This is a genomic window from Streptomyces sp. NPDC038200, from assembly GCF_055600785.1.
Genome location: NZ_JBVJYH010000017.1, coordinates 89,701 through 110,616, shown reverse-complemented (window position 1 = coordinate 110,616; position 20,916 = coordinate 89,701). Strand labels below are relative to the sequence as shown.

Annotated in this window: 15 protein-coding genes, 1 tRNA gene and 2 pseudogenes; 17 read left to right on the top strand and 1 reads right to left on the bottom strand. The window is 70.1% G+C overall.

The window, feature by feature from the left end:
• Window positions 1-96: 96 nt before the first annotated feature.
• The 4 genes and pseudogenes from ACZ7KF_RS29705 (at window position 97) to ACZ7KF_RS29690 (ending at window position 5,274) form a co-directional block, all read left to right on the top strand.
• A pseudogene (locus ACZ7KF_RS29705) lies at window positions 97-1,474 on the top strand (replication initiator).
• Window positions 1,474-1,644: a helix-turn-helix transcriptional regulator gene (locus ACZ7KF_RS29700; protein ID WP_135790125.1), complete on the top strand. Its 171-nt coding sequence runs from the start codon at window positions 1,474-1,476 to the stop codon at window positions 1,642-1,644. The pseudogene ACZ7KF_RS29705 and the gene ACZ7KF_RS29700 overlap by 1 nt, the downstream one beginning before the upstream one ends.
• On the top strand, window positions 1,641-3,014 hold the full coding sequence (locus ACZ7KF_RS29695) for a tyrosine-type recombinase/integrase (protein ID WP_471081567.1): 1,374 nt from the start codon (window positions 1,641-1,643) through the stop codon (window positions 3,012-3,014). The genes ACZ7KF_RS29700 and ACZ7KF_RS29695 overlap by 4 nt, the downstream gene beginning before the upstream one ends.
• A gap of 217 nt (window positions 3,015-3,231) precedes the next feature.
• Window positions 3,232-5,274, top strand: a complete 2,043-nt coding sequence (locus tag ACZ7KF_RS29690; RefSeq protein WP_471081842.1) for a TerD family protein — start codon at window positions 3,232-3,234, stop codon at window positions 5,272-5,274.
• Window positions 5,275-5,561: 287 nt separating this feature from the next.
• Here the strand turns inward: ACZ7KF_RS29690 and ACZ7KF_RS29685 are convergent.
• A tRNA-Arg gene (locus ACZ7KF_RS29685) sits at window positions 5,562-5,633 on the bottom strand.
• A gap of 112 nt (window positions 5,634-5,745) precedes the next feature.
• On the opposite strand from ACZ7KF_RS29685, the pseudogene ACZ7KF_RS29680 reads away from it, so the two are divergent.
• From ACZ7KF_RS29680 to ACZ7KF_RS29620, 13 genes and pseudogenes are all read left to right on the top strand, one after another.
• A pseudogene (locus ACZ7KF_RS29680) lies at window positions 5,746-6,273 on the top strand (response regulator); the annotation flags it as partial.
• 284 nt (window positions 6,274-6,557) lie between these two features.
• A complete protein-coding gene (gene nrtL / locus ACZ7KF_RS29675; RefSeq protein WP_471081564.1) occupies window positions 6,558-7,655 on the top strand; it encodes an ArgS-related anticodon-binding protein NrtL in 1,098 nt (365 codons plus the stop codon).
• A 51-nt stretch (window positions 7,656-7,706) separates the two neighbouring features.
• Window positions 7,707-9,098, top strand: a complete 1,392-nt coding sequence (lysA, locus tag ACZ7KF_RS29670) for a diaminopimelate decarboxylase (protein WP_471081561.1) — start codon at window positions 7,707-7,709, stop codon at window positions 9,096-9,098.
• A gap of 346 nt (window positions 9,099-9,444) precedes the next feature.
• Window positions 9,445-10,734 (top strand): homoserine dehydrogenase, encoded by a 1,290-nt coding sequence (locus ACZ7KF_RS29665; protein ID WP_471081839.1) that lies wholly within the window; start codon window positions 9,445-9,447, stop codon window positions 10,732-10,734.
• Between the two features lie 6 nt (window positions 10,735-10,740).
• The gene (gene thrC, locus ACZ7KF_RS29660) at window positions 10,741-11,799 is read left to right on the top strand and encodes a threonine synthase (protein WP_471081558.1); all 1,059 of its coding nucleotides are present in this window, start codon (window positions 10,741-10,743) and stop codon (window positions 11,797-11,799) included.
• Between the two features lie 279 nt (window positions 11,800-12,078).
• Window positions 12,079-12,996 (top strand): homoserine kinase, encoded by a 918-nt coding sequence (gene thrB, locus ACZ7KF_RS29655; RefSeq protein WP_471081555.1) that lies wholly within the window; start codon window positions 12,079-12,081, stop codon window positions 12,994-12,996.
• Between the two features lie 403 nt (window positions 12,997-13,399).
• A complete protein-coding gene (gene rho / locus ACZ7KF_RS29650; RefSeq protein WP_471081552.1) occupies window positions 13,400-15,424 on the top strand; it encodes a transcription termination factor Rho in 2,025 nt (674 codons plus the stop codon).
• A 411-nt stretch (window positions 15,425-15,835) separates the two neighbouring features.
• Window positions 15,836-16,966: an LCP family protein gene (locus ACZ7KF_RS29645; RefSeq protein ID WP_471081549.1), complete on the top strand. Its 1,131-nt coding sequence runs from the start codon at window positions 15,836-15,838 to the stop codon at window positions 16,964-16,966.
• Between the two features lie 229 nt (window positions 16,967-17,195).
• Window positions 17,196-17,417, top strand: coding sequence for a 50S ribosomal protein L31 (gene rpmE / locus ACZ7KF_RS29640; RefSeq protein ID WP_030740744.1), 222 nt, complete (start codon window positions 17,196-17,198; stop codon window positions 17,415-17,417).
• Between the two features lie 108 nt (window positions 17,418-17,525).
• The gene (prfA, locus tag ACZ7KF_RS29635; protein WP_471081546.1) at window positions 17,526-18,593 is read left to right on the top strand and encodes a peptide chain release factor 1; all 1,068 of its coding nucleotides are present in this window, start codon (window positions 17,526-17,528) and stop codon (window positions 18,591-18,593) included.
• A gap of 35 nt (window positions 18,594-18,628) precedes the next feature.
• Window positions 18,629-19,474 (top strand): peptide chain release factor N(5)-glutamine methyltransferase, encoded by an 846-nt coding sequence (prmC, locus tag ACZ7KF_RS29630; RefSeq protein WP_225827325.1) that lies wholly within the window; start codon window positions 18,629-18,631, stop codon window positions 19,472-19,474.
• A 52-nt stretch (window positions 19,475-19,526) separates the two neighbouring features.
• Window positions 19,527-20,174, top strand: coding sequence for an L-threonylcarbamoyladenylate synthase (locus tag ACZ7KF_RS29625; RefSeq protein WP_471081543.1), 648 nt, complete (start codon window positions 19,527-19,529; stop codon window positions 20,172-20,174).
• Window positions 20,171-20,848 (top strand): arsenate reductase/protein-tyrosine-phosphatase family protein, encoded by a 678-nt coding sequence (locus tag ACZ7KF_RS29620; protein WP_471081540.1) that lies wholly within the window; start codon window positions 20,171-20,173, stop codon window positions 20,846-20,848. Before ACZ7KF_RS29625 ends, ACZ7KF_RS29620 begins: the two co-directional genes overlap by 4 nt.
• Window positions 20,849-20,916 lie beyond the last annotated feature (68 nt).

Genomic DNA, 20,916 nt, shown 5'->3' with positions numbered 1-20,916 from the left:
ATCACTCCGCGCACTCGGCCTGCGCTCGCTGTCTAGCCCCCTCGACAGGTCGGGCGTCTGCGCCGAATGTCCGTCCCTGCAAGGAGGAACCCGCACATGCGCCCTGCGGCTCCGACCGCAGCTATTCGCCAGCTGGCAGCACTCGCGCAGCACGGCGACCTCAGCTCCTACGCACGTCAGATCCAGCGCCTCGGTGGCTGCGAGCGGCCCGTCCGGATGGAGGGTCACCGGCTCGACGTCCACGCCGCCACGGGTGAGATCGTCCGCGAGATCGCCGACCGCGACCTCCCGGCCGGACAGCTCCTCATCCGCTGCAACAACCGCCGCGCAACCCGATGCGCCTCCTGTGCCGAGATCTACCGCAAGGACACCTTCCACCTCGTCACCGCCGGACTGAGCGGCGGCAAAGGCATCGGCCCCGCCGTCGCCGGGCACCCCCGGGTCTTCGCCACACTCACCGCCCCGTCCTTCGGCCCCGTCCACAACCGGCCTGGCGGTGGCCGGTGCCGCTGTGGGCGCTTGCACTCAGACGACGACCCCGACCTCGGTACCCCCCCTGGACCCGGACCGCTACGGCTACCGCGCAGCCGTCCTGTGGAACGCGCACGCCGGGGCACTGTGGGCCCGCTTCACCATCTACCTGCGCCAGCACCTCGCCTCCCGTGCCGGCATCAAGCGCTCGGAACTGCGCCACTGCCTCAAGGTCTCTTACGCCAAGGTCGCCGAGTACCAGCGGCGCGGAGCCGTCCACTTCCACGCCGTCATCCGCCTCGACGGCCCGGACGGCGCCGAGGACACCCCGCCGGCCTGGGCCACCACGGAACTGCTCACCGACGCGATCCGCTCCGCCGCCCGCCTCGCCGAGGCACCCGGCCCCGTTCTCGACGGCCGCGCTTACGCCTTCTGCTTCGGCGACCAGCTCGACATCCGCCCCATCCGCTCCACCGACTTCGCGGGCACCTCGGAACTGTCCAGCCGCGCCGTGGCCGCTTACATCGCCAAGTACGCCACCAAGGGCGCCGAGACCGCCGGCACCCTGGACCGCCCCATCCGCAACCCGATCACCGACCTGATCGGCTCGGGTGTCACCGACCACGCCCGGCGCATGATCCTCACTTGCTGGTACCTCGGCGCCCTGCCGGAACTCGAGCCTCTGCGCCTGCGCAAGTGGGCCCACATGCTCGGTTTCCGCGGCCACTTCTCCACCAAGTCCCGGGCCTACTCCGTCACCCTCGGCGCCCTCCGCCAGGAACGCGCCGATCACAACGAAGCCCTGGCCCGCGAACGCGCGGTTGAGGCCGGCCACCCGCTGCCCGACCCGGACACCGTCCTCGTCCTCTCCCACTGGGTCTTCGCCGGGACGGGCCTGACTGCGGCAGAACACCTCATCACTCACGGCACTGGCGCCCCTGCGGGCCAGGCAGACGACGACACGGAAGGAGCGCTGACGTGGACCACCGACGCGACGAACTGATGACCGTCCCGCAGATCCTCGCGGAGCTGGGTGGGGTGTCTCGCCGCACCTTCTACCGGTGGCGTGAACTGGGTCAGGGGCCCGCTGCGTTCAAGCTGCCCAATGGCGAACTTCGGGTGTGGCGGGCTGACTTCGCCGCTTGGCTGCGGCAGCTGGAGGCGGCGGCGTGAAGTCTCTTGACGTGAAGGTGTGGGGTGTCCGGAAGCGGAACACCAAGAATCCGTCCTATGACGTCCGGTGGATGGTCGCCGGGAAGGTCTTCTCCGAGCAGTTTCGCACCAAAGGGCTGGCGGACCACTACCGATCCAAGCTGCTCCGCGCTACCCATGCCGGTGAAGAGTTCGACACGGTGACGGGGCTGCCGGAATCGATGGTCGAGAAGGCGGCCTCGATGACCTGGTACGCCTTCGCTCTGAAGTATCTCGCCATGAAGTGGCCGCACGTGGCGCCGAACACGCGCAACGGGATCAATGAAGCGCTGACTGCAGTGACGATGGCCCTTCTCGACGAGCGTCCGGGTCAGCCGTCCGAGGAACTGGTCAGGAAGGCGCTTCGCAACTGGGCCTTTGTCCTCCCCGGTCCGGACGAGCGTGAATTGCCGACCGAGGTCGCGAACGTTTTGCACTGGGTGGCCAAGGCGTCGCGCCCGCTCTCGGACCTCGGGGACGCCGCGATCGGCAGGGCCGTCCTGGACTCGCTCAGACTCAAGCTCGACGGGACGGCGGCAGCCGCGGAGACCGTTCGGCGCAAGCGTCGGACACTGGTCAACGCGCTGCACTACGCGGTGGACCTAGGAGAGTTCAAGGAGAACCCGATCACGGGCATTCGCTGGAAGAAGCCGAAGGTCGCGGGGGAGGTCGACCCCCGGGTGGTTGCCAATCCCGAGCAGGCTCGTTCCCTGCTGACCGCGGTCTCGTACGTCGGTGGGTACGGCCGTGCGCGTGGCCGTCGACTCGTCGGCCTGTTCGCGCTCATGTACTACGGCGCCTTGCGTCCGGCTGAGGCGGTCGGCCTCACCAGCGCGGATGTGAAGCTGCCCGAGACAGGCTGGGGGACAGTCCTGCTGAACCGGACACGTCCCAGTGTCGGCAAGCAGTGGACGGACTCCGGCGAGACCCATGACGACCGCGGTCTGAAGAACCGGCCGGCAGAGGAGGTCCGCATCGTGCCGATCCCGCCCCAGCTCGTCGCCATCCTCCGGCAGCACCTCGACACCTTCGGCACCGCCGAGGACGGGCGGCTGTTCACCAACGAGCGCGGGGGAGTGGTCGGCTCGTCCACGTACTACCGCGTCTGGCAGGAGGCCCGAGCGCTGGCGCTTCCGCCGGCCGCGGTCGCCTCTCCGCTCGCTGCGCGTCCGTACGATCTCCGGCACTCGGCGCTGTCGACCTGGCTCAACTCCGGGGTGGACCCGACCGAGGTAGCCGAGCGCGCGGGAAACAGCGTTGAGGTCCTGCTGAGCCGCTACGCCAAGTGCATCGACGGGCGGCAGGAGATCGCCAACCGCAAGATCGAAGAGTTGTTGCGCGAGTACGAGTGATCACGTACGGCATCAAGCTCAGGCCTCCGGCTTTGTCTGGGGGCTGAGCCATTGATGCAGTTGATCTGAGGGAGGCTTGACGATCCCGTTTGGCCTCGCGCTCCGCTCCGTGGGCACTACAGTTACCTGTGTGCGGCGCGTCACATTGCCTCGCTTGTCAGGCGGCTGGGATTGCGCGCACGCTTCTGTGCCCGGCTTGCGTTGGTTGGGGGGCATTATGCATGAAATGATCAAGGGCTCGAATGTAGCGCTGTCAGCCCTGAGCGAGAACGTCGGTTCGGTGATCGTCAGTTTGGGCTGGGGGAGTCCGACCGGCGAAGGCGACGCAGACGTCTCGGTTCTGCTGCTGGACCTGAACGGGAAGGTTCGTAGCGACACCGACTTCTACTTCTACAACAACCCAGTTGCCGCTGACGGCAGTGTGCAGCTTCTGGGTAAGACGCCGACGGCGGACGGAAGCGAGGACCGGATCAGCTTCGACCTGACTGCAGTCCCTGCTCAGGTCGACCGCATAGTCTTGGCCGCCAGTCGGTACAACGGAGCGCGTTTCGGTGAGCTTGAGGACGTGCAGTTGTCGCTGGCCGACGGAGTTGGTGAGGACCTGCTTCGCTTTGCCGTCGATGACGTCGACTCCATGAGTGCGATCATCTTCGGTGAGCTGTATCGGCGCGGAGAAGAGTGGAAGTTCCGCGCTGTCGGCCAAGGCTATGACACCGGTCTCGCCGGTCTGGCAACGGACTTCGGCGTCGACGTCGAGGACGACGCGGAAGCAGTAGAAGCGCAGGAAGATGAAGCGATTGAAGATCACGAGGGCATGACAGCCTCGGCCTCGGTCGATGAGCCGAGACCACAACAAGCGTCCGAGGCCGTTCCGTCTCCTCGTCAGCCCGAAGGCAGCGAGTCACGGAAGCCGACGACTGCTCGACCTCGTACCGCGAAGAAGAAGGTCACCCTGCCCAAGGTGGCCAAGAAGACCTTGGCGGAGAACGAGTCCTGGAGGGAGGCCCGGCTCTTTCCAGTGTCGGCGCTGAAGAGCGACCGGGACCGTGAAATGCGGGCCACCTCGGTGCTGCTGTCGGTGATGACGCAGGTGCCGGAGTTCGGCAGGAGACTGACCGCAGCCTTCGGAGCGCCGGCAGGCCGCATGGAGACCTTCACCGAGGTCACTCTGCCGCACGGCGACACACCGCGGCGCCCCGACGGGGTGATCCGCGTCGAGCGGGCCGGCAAGCTGTGGACGGCCTTGGTCGAGACGAAGACCAACGGCAACGCCCTCAAGGCTGATCAGGTGCAGGCGTACATGGACATCGCCGCGCGCCGTGGCTACGAGGCCGTTATCACGCTGTCGAACGACGTGGCGCTGGAGGGCAGTCCGCTCATCGACGTCAAGATCGACGGACGGCGCAAGCACAAGGTCGCTCTCTGGCACCTCTCCTGGGCAGAAGTTACGCATCAGGCACAGATGCTGATCCGCCATGAAGGCGTTGGCAACGCGGCGCACGCCTGGCTGCTTCAGGAGCTGCTGTACTACCTGCAGCACGACAACTCCGGTTGCCACGGCTTCCAGAACATGGGCCCGGCCTGGGTACCCGTACGCAACGGAATCGATGACGAAACCCTGTGCCAGGGAGATGTGCGCGCACTGGAAGTCATCGAGAGCTGGGAGCGGCTCATCCGGCAGGTATGTCTCGGACTGGGCGGCGAACTGGGGCAGAAGGTACTGCCTGTGCAGCGCACCAGGCGGGGAACGGATCCAGGGGCACGCAGGAGCCGTTTCGCCGATCAGCTCTGCCTCGATGGAAAACTGCAGGCGGAACTGCGCATCGAGGGAACGCCCGGCATCCTGGCGGTCAGCGCGGACCTTCGCACAGGCAAGCTGCGCACCTCTATCGAGATCCCTGCACCAGAACAGGGCTACCCCCTGTCCTGGGCGAAACGGCTCATCCGGAACTTGGAAGAAGCACCAGCGACTCTCCATATCGAAACCCTCGTTGACGGGGAGCAAGGTGGCCCGCGGGGGACCTTGGAACGGCTCCGCCCCGAGCCGGCGGACATGCTCCCGAAGGGCAGCGGCACCCGCATCACCGGCTTCCGCCTGTCTTTGGTCAAGAGCATGGGAAGCAGTCGCGGCAACGCCGAGTCCGGCTTCATCCGCAGCGTCGACGACGCGGTGCACCGCTTCTACTCCACCGTGGTGGTCCCTTTGGATCGTGCGACACCCCGCCGAGTATCGTCCAAGGGAGGGGCGGCGACGGGCTGAGCCGTAGCAATCACGTTGGCCGGCGGGCTGCGTGTGGCTGCCGCTGGCAGTCGTGGGCTCCTGTCGGCGAAGGGCTACGGTCATTGAGGAGCATGAGCCCCTGGACTCGTCCGGGGGCCTTCCCATTCGCTGGGGCTGACCTGGGCAGACGTCTCAAGATCCTGTCCACGAATAGTCCACAGACCCCGGCATACGCTCGCTCCGGGCCGCACACGCCTGCACATACGCGAAGACCCCGGCCTCAGCGTTTCCGCTGGTGACGGGGTCTTTGGGCACCTAATCCAAGGTGCCCCCGGCAGGATTCGAACCTGCGCACACGGCTCCGGAGGCCGTTGCTCTATCCCCTGAGCTACGGGGGCGTGTCGGGCGCTGAGCTTCTCGCTCGCGGCGACGGGTAGAACACTAGCAGGTCCCGAGGGGTGATCAGGAACCCGTTTCCCCGCGTGGGGATGGGTGGGTCCCCTGTAGGGGGTGGAAGTGGGGAAAACCCGGACGCGGTGGCCGGTCCGGACCTACTCTCGAGTTGTGCCAGGCGCTTCGGGTCGGGTGCTTGTTGTGGACGACAACAAGGTCATCCGGCAGCTGATCAGGGTCAACCTCGAGCTGGAAGGGCTGGAGGTCGTGACCGCGGCCGATGGTGCCGAGTGTCTGGACGTGGTGCACGAGGTGCGTCCCGACGTCGTGACGCTCGATGTCGTCATGCCCCGGCTGGACGGACTGCGCACCGCCGCCCGACTCCGGGCCGATCCCCGTACGCGCCACCTGCCCCTCGCCATCATCAGCGCCTGCACCCAGTACGAGGTCGAGACCGGCCTCGACGCGGGTGTGGACGCCTTTCTCGCCAAGCCCTTCGAACCCGCCGAGCTGGTGCGGCTGGTGAAGGGCCTCCTCGAACGGAACACCGGACAGGAGGGGCGTGGGGGAGAGGGGCGCGGTCGTGGGGGAGACGGTGGTCTTGGGGGCGGTGGCGGAGCAGGTCGCGGAGGAGGCCGAGGAGGCCTCGGTGGCGGGCGTGGTGGCGGAGACGGCACCGGAGAGTTCGCCAGGGACAAGGCCGGAGAGGTCGCCGAAGACGCGGCGGTCGGAGAGGTCGCCGGAGGGGCCGACGGCGAGCGGTGACGGTGGGGCGTCCGACTCCGGGCGGTGACGGTCGGGCCTCCGACGGGGTGTCCGGAGGGAGTCCGGAAGGGATGTTCTTCGTCCGGGGGATGTTCTTCGTAGGGTGGGCCGGCAAGGGATAACCGCCTCGCGTACCCACCCCCCTCCTCCCCTAGGCTTGTCCCGTGACCCCCGCCGAGCTCTCCCGCACCGTGTTGCACGCGGTGCGTCGTGCTGTCGATGACGGGGAGCTGAGCGTGACCGTTCCGGAGCGGGCCGTGGTGACCGAGCCGGGGCCGGGAGGGTGCGGGGACTTCGCCACCACCATCGCGCTGCGACTCGCCCGGTCGGCCGGACAGCCCCCGCAGCACGTCGCCGAGATCCTGCGCCATCGTCTCGTCGAAGCCGACGGCATCCGGGACGTCGCCGTCACCGGGCCCGGGTTCCTCAACATCAGCCTCGACGACGACGCCGATCCGGTCACCGGGCTCGTCCGGGAGATCCGGGAGCAGGGCCTCCGGTACGGGCATGGGGACGCCCTCGCCGGGCAGGTCCTCGCGCTGCGCGTGCCGTACGAAGTGCGGGCCGAGGTCGTCGCCGACGCCGTCGTACGTCTCGTGGGAACCCAGGGCGGGCGCGCCACCGTCGAGCACGGCGAGCCCGCGAACCTGCGGCCCGTCCCCGCTCCGGAGGACCCCGCCCCGCTGGGCCTCGACGCCGCCCAGTGGGCCCTGCTCCACCCCGCCGCGCACGACCGGCCGCGGATCACCGCCGATCATCTGGTCCAGCGCGAGGGCAACCCCCTCTTCCGCGTCCGGTACGCCCACGCCCGCGTCCGCTCCCTGAGCCGCAACGCCGCCCGCCTGGGCTTCACCGCCGACCCCGGCCCCCTGATGCCCCCCGCCACCTCCGCGGGCGCCGCCGCCGACCCCGGCCCCCTGATGCCCCCCGCCACCCCCGCGGACGCCGCCGCCGACCCCGGCCCCCTCGCGCCCGCCACCCCCCCGGACGCCGCCGCCGTCGCCCGGCCCCTTCTGGCCCCCCTCGCCGACCACCCCCGCATCCTCGCCGCGGCCGCCACCCACCGTGCCCCGGACCGGCTTGCCCGGCATCTCGTCACCGTCGCCGATGCCGTGCTGCCCCTGCTGCCCTTCGTGCTTCCCCTCGGTGAGGAGAAACCCTCGGCCGCCCACCGTGCCCGGCTGGCCCTCGCCGAAGCCGCCGGGACGGTGCTGGCCGGTGGCCTGTCCCTGCTCGGCATCGACGCACCCGAACACCTCTGAGGGCGAGCGAGAGCAGATGCGCCCCGGAGAGAGACAGAGAGTCTGAGAGTCATGAGCCGTTCCGCCCATCCCGCCGGGCCCCGCCACGCCGATGTCCTGCCCGAGGGGCACTACTCCGCGCCGCCCGCCGACCTCAACGTCCTGGACCGGAAGGTGTGGGCCCAGACGGTCACGCGCGGCGAGGACGGTGTGGTCAGCGTCGGGGACATCCCCGTCACCCGGCTCGCCGAGGAGTTCGGCACCCCCGCCTACATCCTCGACGAGACCGACTTCCGCGCCCGGGCGCGTGCCTGGCGTACCGCGTTCGGTCCGGACGCCGACGTCTTCTACGCCGGGAAGGCATTCCTCTCCCGGGCCGTGGTGCGGTGGCTGAACGAGGAGGGGCTCAATCTCGACGTGTGCTCCGGTGGCGAGCTGGCCACCGCGCTGTCCGCCGGGATGCCCGCCGAGCGCATCGCCTTCCACGGCAACAACAAGTCCGTCGAGGAGATCCACCGCGCCGTCGACGCCGGCGTGGGGCGGATCGTCCTCGACTCCTTCCAGGAGATCGTGCGCGTCGCCCATATCGCGCAGTCCCTGGGCAAGCGGCAGAGGGTCCAGATCCGGATCACCGTGGGTGTGGAGGCACACACGCACGAGTTCATCGCCACCGCCCACGAGGACCAGAAGTTCGGGATCCCGCTCGCCGGGGGGCAGGCCGCCGAGGCGGTACGGCGGGCGCTCCAGCTGGACGGTCTCGAACTGATCGGCATCCACTCCCACATCGGGTCGCAGATCTTCGACATGTCCGGGTTCGAGGTCGCCGCCCACCGGGTCGTCGGGCTGCTGAAGGACATCCGGGACGAGCACGGGGTCGAGCTGCCCGAGATCGACCTCGGCGGCGGCCTCGGCATCGCGTACACCAGCGGCGACGACCCGCGCGAGCCGCACGAGATCGCCAAGGCGCTCACCGAGATCGTCACGCGGGAGTGCGAGAGCGCCCGGCTGCGGACGCCGCGGATCTCGGTCGAGCCCGGCCGTGCCATCGTCGGGCCGACCGCCTTCACGCTGTACGAGGTCGGCACGGTCAAGCCGCTGGACGGGCTGCGGACGTACGTCTCCGTCGACGGCGGTATGTCGGACAACATCCGGACGGCGCTGTACGACGCCGAGTACAGCGTCGCGCTCGTCTCCCGTGTCTCCGACGCCGAGCCGATGCTCGCCCGGGTCGTCGGCAAGCACTGCGAGAGCGGGGACATCGTGGTCAAGGACGCGTTCCTGCCGGCCGACCTGGCACCGGGTGACCTGGTCGCCGTGCCGGCCACGGGCGCGTACTGCCGGTCGATGGCCAGCAACTACAACCACGTGCTGCGGCCGCCCGTCGTCGCCGTGCGCGACGGCGAGGCCCGCGTGATCGTCCGGCGGGAGACGGAGGAGGACCTCCTGCGTCTCGACGTCGGGTGAACCTTCCGGTGGAGACCGTCGGGCGACCCCTCCGGCACAGGGCGCCGGGTGAGCCGTTCGGCGAAATCCGCCGGGTGAGTCCTCCGGCGAAAACCGCCGGGTGATCCTTCCGGTGGGAACCGCCGGGTGAGCCCTTCGGTGGAGACCGTCGGGTGGGTCGCTCAGCCGGGAGCCGGTGGCTCCGAGGGCGGGAACCCGCCGGAGACACCGGGGGTGGAAGATCTACGGTCTGCCACCCCCGTACAAATGAAATAGATGTCTCACGATCCGGACGAAGGGTAGAAACTCCCGTCCGGTGAGTGAGACTGGTCCAACCGTAGACGGTATGAGGAAACGAGGTCGGATGATGCGTACGCGTCCGCTGAAGGTGGCGCTGCTGGGCTGTGGAGTGGTCGGCTCAGAGGTGGCGCGCATCATGACGACGCACGCCGACGACCTCGCCGCCCGGATCGGCGCCCCGGTCGAGCTGGCCGGTGTCGCCGTGCGACGCCCGAGCAAGGTGCGCGAGGGCATCGACCCGAGTCTGGTCACCACCGACGCCACCGCCCTCGTCAAACGCGGCGACATCGACGTGGTCGTGGAGGTCATCGGAGGGATCGAGCCGGCCCGGACGCTCATCACCACCGCCTTCGAGCACGGCGCCTCCGTCGTCTCCGCCAACAAGGCCCTGCTCGCCCAGGACGGGGCCGCCCTGCACGCCGCCGCCGGGCAGCACGGCAAGGACCTCTACTACGAGGCCGCCGTCGCCGGCGCCATCCCGCTGATCCGGCCGCTGCGCGAGTCCCTCGCCGGCGACAAGGTCAACCGCGTGCTGGGGATCGTCAACGGGACGACCAACTTCATCCTCGACAAGATGGACTCCACCGGGGCCGGGTACCAGGAGGCCCTGGACGAGGCCACCGCCCTCGGGTACGCGGAAGCCGACCCCACCGCCGACGTCGAAGGGTTCGACGCCGCCGCCAAGGCCGCCATCCTCGCCGGCATCGCCTTCCACACGCGCGTGCGCCTGGACGACGTCTACCGCGAGGGCATGACCGAGGTCACCGCCGCCGACTTCCGCTCCGCCAAGGAGATGGGCTGCACCATCAAGCTGCTCGCCATCTGCGAGCGCTCGGCGGACGGGGCGTCCGTCACCGCCCGTGTGCACCCGGCCATGATTCCGCTGAGCCATCCGCTCGCCTCCGTGCGCGGCGCGTACAACGCCGTCTTCGTGGAGAGCGACGCCGCCGGGCAGCTCATGTTCTACGGTCCGGGCGCCGGCGGCTCGCCGACCGCCTCCGCCGTCCTCGGCGACCTCGTCGCCGTCTGCCGCAACCGGCTGAACGGCACCACCGGACCCGGCGAGTCCGCCTACGCCGACCTGACCGTCTCCCCGATGGGCGACGTCGTCACGCGCTACCACATCAGCCTCGACGTCGCGGACAAGCCGGGCGTGCTCGCCCAGGTCGCGACGGTGTTCGCCGAGCACGGGGTGTCGATCGACACCGTTCGGCAGCAGGGCAAGGACGGCGAGGCCTCCCTCGTCGTCGTCACCCACCGGGCCTCCGACGCCTCCCTCTCCGGGACCGTCGAGGCACTGCGCAAGCTCGACACCGTGCGGGGTGTCGCCAGCATCATGCGGGTTGAAGGAGAGTAACCAGCAATGACCCACCAGTGGCGCGGAATCATCGAGGAGTACCGGGACCGGCTGCCGGTATCCGACACCACGCCGGTCGTGACGCTCCGCGAGGGCGGCACGCCGCTCGTGCCCGCGCAGGTGCTCTCCGAGCGCACGGGCTGCGAGGTCCACCTCAAGGTGGAGGGGGCCAACCCGACCGGCTCCTTCAAGGACCGTGGCATGACCATGGCCATCAGCAAGGCGAAGGAGGAGGGGGCCAAGGCGGTCATCTGCGCCTCCACGGGCAACACGTCCGCCTCCGCCGCCGCCTACGCCGTACGCGCGGGCATGGTCTCCGCCGTGCTCGTGCCGCAGGGCAAGATCGCCCTGGGCAAGATGGGCCAGGCCCTCGTGCACGGTGCGAAGATCCTCCAGGTCGACGGCAACTTCGACGACTGCCTCACCCTCGCCCGCGCGCTGAGCGAGAACTACCCCGTGGCGTTGGTGAATTCGGTCAACCCGGTGCGTATCGAGGGCCAGAAGACGGCCGCCTTCGAGATCGTGGACATGCTCGGCGACGCGCCCGACATCCACGTCCTCCCGGTCGGCAACGCGGGCAACATCACCGCCTACTGGAAGGGCTACACGGAGTACGCCGCCGACGGCATCGCCTCCCGGACCCCCCGGATGTGGGGCTTCCAGGCGTCCGGCAGTGCCCCGATCGTGCGCGGCGAGGTCGTCAAGGACCCCTCGACGATCGCCACCGCGATCCGCATCGGCAACCCCGCCTCCTGGCAGTACGCCCTCGCCGCCCGCGACGAGTCCGGCGGCGCCATCGACGAGGTGACGGACCGTGAAATCCTGCGCGCCTACCGTCTGTTGGCCGCGCAGGAGGGCGTCTTCGTGGAGCCCGCCTCCGCCGCCTCCGTGGCCGGTCTGCTCAAGGCCGCCGAGCAGGGCAAGGTCGACCCGGGCCAGCGCATCGTGTGCACCGTCACCGGCAACGGCCTGAAGGACCCCGACTGGGCCGTGGCCGGAGCCCCGCAGCCGGTCACCGTTCCGGTCGACGCGGCGACCGCGGCCGAGCGCCTCGGCCTCGCCTGACCTGCCCGGTCCGGGATTCCCTGACAGGGTGCACAGGGGGCTTACGACACGCATCGTGCGCCTCCTGTGCGCCCTATGTCGCCACAGAACCTTCCTTCGATAGGCTGTACTGAACCCGCCTACCGCATATGCCCTCGCGTGTGGCACGGCGCCGCGTCGTCTCCGCGGCCCCACGGGTCTTCGTACGTCATCGGATGTCCACCGAAACATCGGTCGAATGTCCACCGAGCCCCTCGATGTCATTCGACCGTCACGCAGCTCAAGGAGAGTCTTCGAGCGATGGCCGGTCCAGCGTTCCGCGCCGCCGCCGTCCGGGTGCGCGTCCCCGCCACCAGCGCCAATCTCGGCCCGGGCTTCGACGCCCTCGGCCTCGCGCTGGGGCTGTACGACGACGTGGTCGTCCGGGTGGCCGACTCCGGGCTGCACATCGACATCGCGGGTGAGGGCAGTGAGACCCTGCCGCGGGACGAGAGTCACCTCCTCGTCCGCTCCCTGCGCACCGCCTTCGATCTGCTGGGCGGACAGCCCCGCGGCCTGGAGATCGTCTGTGCGAACCGCATCCCGCACGGCCGGGGCCTGGGTTCCTCCTCCGCCGCCATCTGCGCCGGGATCGTCGCGGCCCGCGCGGTGACCATAGGCGGCGAGGCCCGCCTGGACGACGCGGCGCTGCTGGAGCTGGCCACCGAGATCGAGGGCCACCCGGACAACGTGGCCGCCTGTCTGCTCGGCGGCTTCACCCTGTCCTGGATGGAGGGCGGCACCGCCCGTGCCATCAGGATGGAGCCCGACGATTCCATCGTTCCGGTGGTTTTCGTGCCCGGAAAGCCGGTCCTGACCGAGACCGCGCGCGGTCTGCTCCCGCGCACCGTGCCGCACGTCGACGCCGCCGCCAACGCGGGCCGCGCCGCCCTGCTCGTCGAGGCCCTGACCAGGCGCCCCGAGCTGCTGCTGCCCGCCACCGAGGACCGCCTCCACCAGGAGTACCGCGCGCCGGCCATGCCGGAGAGCGCCGCGCTGGTGGAGCGGCTGCGCGCCGACGGCATCCCGGCCGTCATCTCGGGCGCCGGGCCCACTGTCATGGCCCTCGCCGACGTCGGCTCCGCCGACAAGGTGGAGGCCCTGGCCGGCACCGACTGGGCCGCCAACCGGCTGAGCCTGGATGTGCAGGGAGCGAGCGTGCTGCCGCTTGCGACCTGACACACGGTTGCCGGATTTGGAGAGGGGGAATGTTTGTTGGATCCGGTAGTGTTAATCTCAAGTCTGCACCCGACCCCACCATGGCGAGGTGCCTCGTGTCCCCGTCCGGGACAGACATTCTTCCGGGAGCCTCCCGCGCCACTCCGTGTTCCCTGCGCCGTACCTGGGCAGTACGTCGTATGCGAACACTGAGCGGGCCGCCGGGCACGCTTCGGAATCGGTGCTACCACGCCACGTGACACTGGGTGCCACGGCTCGCGGAAGCGCCATCACCGCACATTTCTTCCGCCGCTTTGGCGGACCACCGCCCCGGCACGGTTCACAGAAGACAGGACCGTAGCCGGACAGCACAACCGGTCGCCGAGCCAGACAGGCCGACGTCCGCTCCAGGGAAGGACCCTTCGTGAGCGACACCACCGATCTGATGGGCGCACGTGTCGAGGAGACCGCTGCCGCGCCCGCCACGGACGCCTCCGCGCCTGCCACCGGTGCCGGCTCCCGGCGGCGCCGCGGTACCGGCCTCGAGGGCATGGTGCTGGCCGAGTTGCAGCAGGTCGCCTCGGGCCTCGGGATCAGGGGCACCGCGCGGATGCGCAAGAGCCAGCTGATCGAGGTCATCAAGGAGGCGCAGGCCGGGAGCGGAAGCGCCGCCCCGGCCGCCAAGGCCGACGCCCCCGCCGAGACCAAGCCGAAGCGCCGGGCCACCTCCAAGGCCCGCACGGGCGACGACGCCGAGAAGAAGGCGGAGAAGGCCGCCGAGGCTCCCGCCGAGAAGGCCGTGGCCCAGCAGCAGATCGAGATCCCCGGCCAGCCGGCCTCCGACGACGCCCCGACCGAGCGCCGCCGCCGGCGTGCCACCGCCGAGGCGGGTGCCCCGGCGAACAGCGGCACGGAGACGATCGCCGCCGAGGCGAAGAGCGAGTCCAAGGCCGAGGCGCCCGCCCAGCAGGCGCAGGGCGACGCCCCCAAGGGCGACGCGGGCGACGGCGAGGGCCGTGGCCGCCGCGACCGCCGCGAGCGAGGCCGGGACCGCGACCGTGGTGACCGCGGTGAGCGTGGCGACCGCCGTGGCGGCAAGGGCGACGACCAGCAGCAGGGCCAGGGCGGCGGCCGTCAGGACCGCCAGCAGCAGGGCCAGCAGCAGGGCGGCGGCCGTCAGGACCGCAACGCCGGCCCGCAGGACGACGACGACTTCGAGGGCGGCCGGCGCGGCCGTCGTGGCCGCTACCGCGACCGCCGGGGCCGTCGTGGCCGCGACGACATCGCCGAGCCGCAGGTCGCCGACGACGACGTGCTGATCCCCGTCGCGGGCATCCTGGACATCCTCGACAACTACGCCTTCATCCGGACCTCCGGCTACCTGCCCGGTCCGAACGACGTGTACGTCTCCCTCGCCCAGGTCCGCAAGAACGGCCTGCGCAAGGGTGACCACGTCACCGGTGCGGTCCGCCAGCCGAAGGAGGGCGAGCGCCGCGAGAAGTTCAACGCGCTGGTCCGTCTCGACTCCGTCAACGGCATGGCGCCCGAACACGGCCGCGGCCGCCCGGAGTTCAACAAGCTGACCCCGCTCTACCCGCAGGACCGGCTCCGTCTGGAGACCGACCCGGGCGTGCTCACCACCCGCATCATCGACCTGGTGTCGCCGATCGGCAAGGGTCAGCGTGGTCTGATCGTGGCCCCGCCGAAGACCGGCAAGACCATGATCATGCAGGCGATCGCCAACGCGATCACGCACAACAACCCCGAGTGCCACCTGATGGTCGTCCTCGTCGACGAGCGTCCGGAAGAGGTCACCGACATGCAGCGGTCGGTCAAGGGCGAGGTCATCTCCTCGACCTTCGACCGTCCGGCCGAGGACCACACGACCGTCGCCGAGCTGGCCATCGAGCGCGCCAAGCGACTGGTGGAGCTGGGTCACGACGTCGTCGTCCTGCTCGACTCCATCACCCGTCTGGGCCGTGCCTACAACCTGGCCGCGCCGGCCTCCGGCCGCATCCTGTCCGGTGGTGTCGACTCGACCGCGCTGTACCCGCCGAAGCGGTTCTTCGGTGCGGCGCGCAACATCGAGGACGGCGGCTCGCTGACCATCCTGGCCACGGCGCTCGTGGACACCGGGTCCCGCATGGACGAGGTGATCTTCGAGGAGTTCAAGGGCACCGGCAACATGGAGCTGAAGCTCGACCGGAAGCTCGCCGACAAGCGCATCTTCCCGGCGGTGGACGTGGACGCGTCCGGCACCCGTAAGGAAGAGATCCTGCTCGGCAACGAGGAGCTGGCCGTCGTCTGGAAGCTCCGCCGGGTGCTGCACGCGCTGGACCAGCAGCAGGCGATCGAGCTGCTTCTCGACAAGATGAAGCAGACCAAGTCGAACGTCGAGTTCCTGATGCAGATCCAGAAGACGACGCCGACGCCGGGCAACGGCGACTGAGCGCCGTTGAGGTGACTGTGCTCGGCCGGCCGCGGATCTTCCGTGGCCGGCCGAGCCGTTTCTCCGCGCCCCCAGGGTGTCGAGGCCGCCCCCCGTCCAAGGCGACGGGGGGCGGCGTCGTACGCGGACACGGGCGCCGGAAGGACCCCGGGCGAGATCTTTGCCACAGGGAGCCGCGCGGGAGCCGTTTTCCGGGCGTACGACCTCCTGGCCCGAATCCCCTGGTGAGCGCGGATCGTCCGCAGCGAGCGACTACACAGGGTGCCCATCGTCGTACGCGATGGGCATTGAGCGTTGTGCAACCCTTTCCCGAGTTTCTCCGTCTGACCTGGCGGAGCGACTATGGAGCGGTGACGACCGCACCTGACCCTGACCGCAGGGGGTAACCGACCGCCGAGACCTAGGAGCGATGTGGCCGCCGAGAGCACACCGGAGCCGGGCATAACCGAGCCGGGCGTGACCGCGCCCCGCCGCGGGGGCAAGGGGCGCCGCCGCAAGACCCGCAGCACGGGGAGCAAGGCCCTGCGCGCGACGGCCTGGACGGCCGCGGGCGTGGTCGTGCTGGGCGGCGCCGGCGCCGGGGTCGTGTACTTCAAGCTCAACGGCAACCTGCACAGCGTCGACATCAACCAGGCCCTCGGCAGCGACCGGCCGTCGAAGATCGACAACGGCTCCCAGAACATCCTGGTCCTCGGCTCGGACACCCGCTCCGGCAAGAACAAGAAGCTGGGCGGCGGCACGGACGACGGCAGTGCCCGCTCCGACACGGCGATGATCGTCCACGTGTACGAGGGCCACAAGAAGGCCAGTGTGGTCTCCATCCCCCGGGACACCCTCGTCGACCGCCCGCAGTGCACCGACACCAAGGGCACCACGCACTCCGCCGCGTCCGGGGTGATGTTCAACGAGGCGTACTCCACCGGCGGCGCGGCCTGCGCGGTGAAGACCGTCGAGTCGATCACCGGTATCCGTATGGACCACTACCTGGAGGTCGACTTCGAGGGCTTCCAGAAGCTCATCGACGACCTCGGCGGGGTCCAGGTCACCACGACCAAGGACATCGACGACCCGCAGAGCCACCTGAAGCTCAAGGCCGGCCCGCACAACCTCAGCGGTGAGCAGGCCCTCGGCCTGGTCCGCACCCGGCACGGCGTGGGCGACGGCTCCGACCTGGGCCGCATCCAGCTCCAGCAGGCCTTCATCAAGGCGCTGATCGACCAGGTCAAGCACGTCGGCGTGTTCACGAGCCCCAAGAAGCTGTACGACCTCGCCGACACCGCCACCAAGGCCGTCACCACCGACTCCGACCTCGGCTCGGTCAACGACCTGATCGACTTCGCGGGCGGGCTCAAGGGCATCAGTTCGTCGCACATGAAGATGGTCACGATGCCGGTCGAGTACGACCCGGCCAACCCCAACCGGGTCCTGCTGGCGAAGGCCAAGGCCCAGCTGGTCTGGGACGCCCTGAAGAGCGACAAGCCGATCCCGGCGTCGGCCACCGAGGGAACGGCCACGGGCGAGGCCAAGGGCGTCGTGAGCTGAACCCTCGCCCGCGGGCGCCCTTCCTCCGCCGCAGCCCCTCACCCGCAGCCCCTGCCCTCTGAGGCCCCCGGCGCCCGCAGGCGCCCCCCCGCACCTCCAGGAATAGAACAACCGCACCCCCGGTTTGGGTGGATGGCCCCAGTCCTGGCAGACTGGTACGTCGGCTCCGGTTCACGCTCCCGCACCCCGCGGCGGCGACCCGGCGCCCTCCCGAAACCTAGGAGACACCTTGAAGCGCGACATCCACCCCGCGTACGTCGAGACGCAGGTCAGCTGCACCTGCGGCGCGTCGTTCACCACCCGTAGCACCATCGAGTCCGGCACCATCCGGGCCGAGGTCTGCTCCGAGTGCCACCCGTTCTACACGGGCAAGCAGAAGATCCTCGACACCGGTGGCCGTGTGGCCCGCTTCGAGGCCCGCTTCGGCAAGGCTGCCGGCTCCAAGAAGTAGCGAGCCCCATTTCGCCGGTCCACGGCCACGCCCTTCACGGGGGTGTGCCCGGGACCGGCGTTTTTGGTCGTCGCCCTTCCCTTTCCCACGCAGTACAGGAGCCGAAAGATGTTCGAGGCCGTCGAGGAACTCGTCGCCGAGCACTCCGATCTGGAGCAGAAGCTCGCCGACCCGTCGGTCCACGCCGACCAGGCGAACGCGCGCAAGCTGAACAAGCGCTACGCCGAGCTGACCCCGATCGTCGCCACGTACCGCTCCTGGAAGCAGACCGGCGACGACATCGAGACCGCGCGCGAGTTCGCCGCCGACGACCCCGACTTCGTGGCCGAGGTCAAGGACCTGGAGAAGCAGCGCGAGGAACTGACCGAGAAGCTGCGCCTGCTGCTGGTCCCGCGCGACCCGAGTGACGACAAGGACGTCATTCTGGAGATCAAGGCGGGCGCCGGCGGCGACGAGTCGGCGCTGTTCGCCGGCGACCTGCTGCGCATGTACCTGCGCTACGCCGAGCGCGTCGGCTGGAAGACCGAGGTCATCGACTCCACCGAGTCCGAGCTGGGCGGCTACAAGGACGTCCAGGTCGCGGTGAAGACCCGCGGGCAGACCGAGCCCGGCCAGGGCGTCTGGGCCCGACTGAAGTACGAGGGCGGGGTGCACCGGGTGCAGCGCGTCCCGGCCACCGAGTCCCAGGGCCGTATCCACACCTCCGCCGCCGGTGTGCTCGTCACGCCCGAGGCGGAGGAGGTCGACGTCGAGATCAACCCGAACGACCTGCGCATCGACGTCTACCGGTCCTCCGGCCCGGGCGGTCAGTCCGTGAACACCACCGACTCCGCCGTGCGCATCACGCACCTCCCGACCGGAGTCGTGGCCTCCTGCCAGAACGAGAAGAGCCAGCTCCAGAACAAGGAGCAGGCGATGCGCATCCTGCGTTCCCGGCTGCTCGCCGCGGCGCAGGAGGAGGCGGAGAGGGAGGCCGCCGACGCCCGCCGCAGCCAGGTCCGCACCGTCGACCGCTCCGAGAAGATCCGCACCTACAACTTCCCGGAGAACCGCCTCTCGGACCACCGCGTCGGCTTCAAGGCGTACAACCTGGACCAGGTCCTGGACGGCGACCTCGACGCGGTGATCCAGGCCTGCGTCGACGCCGACTCGGCGGCGAAGCTCGCCGCCGCGTAAGACCCGCACGCACGAGTACGACACGGAGGACTCGCGTGAACCTGCTGCTCGCCGAGGTGGCCCAGGCCACCCAGCGGCTGGCCGACGCCGGCGTGCCCTCGCCGCGCACCGACGCGGAGGAGCTGGCCGCGTTCGTGCACGGGGTGAAGCGCGGCGCACTGCACTCCGTGAAGGACGCCGACTTCGACGCCCGGTACTGGGAGGTCATCGCCCGGCGCGAACAGCGCGAGCCGCTGCAGCACATCACCGGGCGGGCCTACTTCCGGTACCTGGAGCTCCAGGTCGGACCGGGGGTGTTCGTGCCGCGGCCGGAGACCGAGTCCGTCGTCGGCTGGGCCATAGACGCCGTGCGCGCCATGGACGTCGTGGAGCCGTGCATCGTCGATCTGTGCACCGGCTCCGGCGCCATCGCGCTCGCCCTCGCCCAGGAGGTCCCGCGCTCGCGGGTGCACGCCGTGGAGCTGTCGGACGACGCCCTGGTGTGGACGCGGAAGAACGTGGCCGGATCCAGGGTCGACCTGCGCCAGGGCGACGCCCTGACCGCCTTCCCCGACCTCGACGGACAGGTCGACCTGGTCATCTCCAACCCGCCGTACATCCCGCTCACCGAGTGGGAGTACGTCGCTCCCGAGGCCCGTGACTACGACCCGGAGATGGCGCTCTTCTCCGGCGAGGACGGACTCGACCTCATCCGGGGCATCGAACGCACCGCCCACCGGCTGCTGCGCCCGGGCGGCGTCGTCGTGATCGAGCACGCCGACACCCAGGGCGGCCAGGTGCCGTGGATCTTCACCGAGGAGCGGGGCTGGGCCGACGCGGCCGACCACCCCGACCTCAACAACAGGCCACGTTTCGCCACCGCCCGCAAGGCGCTGCCGTGACCACCCCGCAGACTTCATCCCCGCAGTACGTGTACGAGGAGGCCAGCTAGTTATGGCACGGCGATACGACACCAACGACGCGACCGACCGCGTGACGGGTCTGCGCGAAGCCGCGTCCGCCGTCCGCCGGGGCGAGCTGGTGGTGCTGCCGACCGACACGGTCTACGGCATCGGCGCCGACGCGTTCTCCTCGGAGGCGGTCGCCGACCTGCTGGCCGCCAAGGGCCGGGGCCGCAACATGCCCACGCCCGTCCTCATCGGCTCCCCGAACACCCTGCACGGCCTCGTCACCGACTTCTCCGAGATGGCCTGGGAGCTGGTCGACGCGTTCTGGCCGGGCGCGCTGACACTCGTCGCCAAGCACCAGCCGTCCCTCCAGTGGGACCTCGGCGACACCCGGGGCACGGTCGCGGTGCGCATGCCGCTGCACCCCGTCGCCATCGAGCTGCTCACCGAGGTCGGCCCCATGGCCGTCTCCTCGGCGAACCTCACCGGTCATCCGGCACCGGAGGACTGCGACGCCGCCCAGGGGATGCTCGGCGACTCCGTCTCCGTCTACCTCGACGGCGGCCCCACCCCGGGCAACGTGCCGTCGTCCATCGTGGACGTCTCCCGGGAGGTGCCGCTGCTGCTGCGCGAGGGCGCGATCTCCCCGGACGAACTGCGGAAGGTCGTACCCGACCTCGAGGTGGCGAATTGACGGCCCCTGAAGCGGGGCGTGGCATAGGCGGCGGGGGTTACAGCGCGGAGGAGACGACGACGTTCGGGTTCCCCCGCGACACCTTCCGCATCCTCCATGTCAGCACCGGCAACGTGTGCCGCTCACCCATCACCGAGCGGCTGACCCGCCACTTCGTCGCGGAGCGGCTCGGCGTACTCGGCGGCGGGCTGATCGTGGAGAGCGCCGGCACCTGGGGCCACGAGGGCGCGCCCATGGAGGCCAACGCGGAGACCGTGCTGTCCGAGTTCGGCGCGGACGCCGCCGGGTTCGTCGGCCGGGAGCTGCTGGACGAGCACGTGATCATGGCCGACCTCGTGCTGACCGCCACCCGTGACCACCGTGCCCAGGTCATCTCCATGGGCCATTCGGCGGGCCTGCGCACCTTCACCCTGAAGGAGTTCACCCGCCTGGTCCGGGCGATAGATCCGGCGACGCTGCCGCCGCTGGAGGACGGTGTGGTCATGCGGGCCCGGGCGCTGGTGCGCGCGGCGGCGGCGCTGCGCGGCTGGCTGCTCGCCCCGACCGCCGAGGCGGACGAGGTGTACGACCCCTACGGCGCCCCCCTGACCTTCTTCCGGTCCGTCGGCGACGAGATACGGGACGCGCTGGACCCGGTGGTCACCGCGCTGACGGGCGTACCCGCACACACGTAGGCGGACCCGGACGGTCGGCACGACCGCGCGTCCGCCGCACCCCGGGCCTACATTGGGGATACGTCACC

What these genes read in the sequence shown, in the direction of transcription:
- ACZ7KF_RS29665 (WP_471081839.1), top strand. Translation starts at nt 9,445, where the DNA reads ATGCGTACGCGTCCGCTGAAGGTGGCGCTGCTGGGCTGTGGAGTGGTC.
- ACZ7KF_RS29700 (WP_135790125.1), top strand. Translation starts at nt 1,474, where the DNA reads ATGACCGTCCCGCAGATCCTCGCGGAGCTGGGTGGGGTGTCTCGCCGC.
- ACZ7KF_RS29625 (WP_471081543.1), top strand. Translation starts at nt 19,527, where the DNA reads ATGGCACGGCGATACGACACCAACGACGCGACCGACCGCGTGACGGGT.
- prfA (WP_471081546.1), top strand. Translation starts at nt 17,526, where the DNA reads ATGTTCGAGGCCGTCGAGGAACTCGTCGCCGAGCACTCCGATCTGGAG.
- ACZ7KF_RS29690 (WP_471081842.1), top strand. Translation starts at nt 3,232, where the DNA reads ATGCATGAAATGATCAAGGGCTCGAATGTAGCGCTGTCAGCCCTGAGC.
- thrC (WP_471081558.1), top strand. Translation starts at nt 10,741, where the DNA reads ATGACCCACCAGTGGCGCGGAATCATCGAGGAGTACCGGGACCGGCTG.
- thrB (WP_471081555.1), top strand. Translation starts at nt 12,079, where the DNA reads ATGGCCGGTCCAGCGTTCCGCGCCGCCGCCGTCCGGGTGCGCGTCCCC.
- lysA (WP_471081561.1), top strand. Translation starts at nt 7,707, where the DNA reads ATGAGCCGTTCCGCCCATCCCGCCGGGCCCCGCCACGCCGATGTCCTG.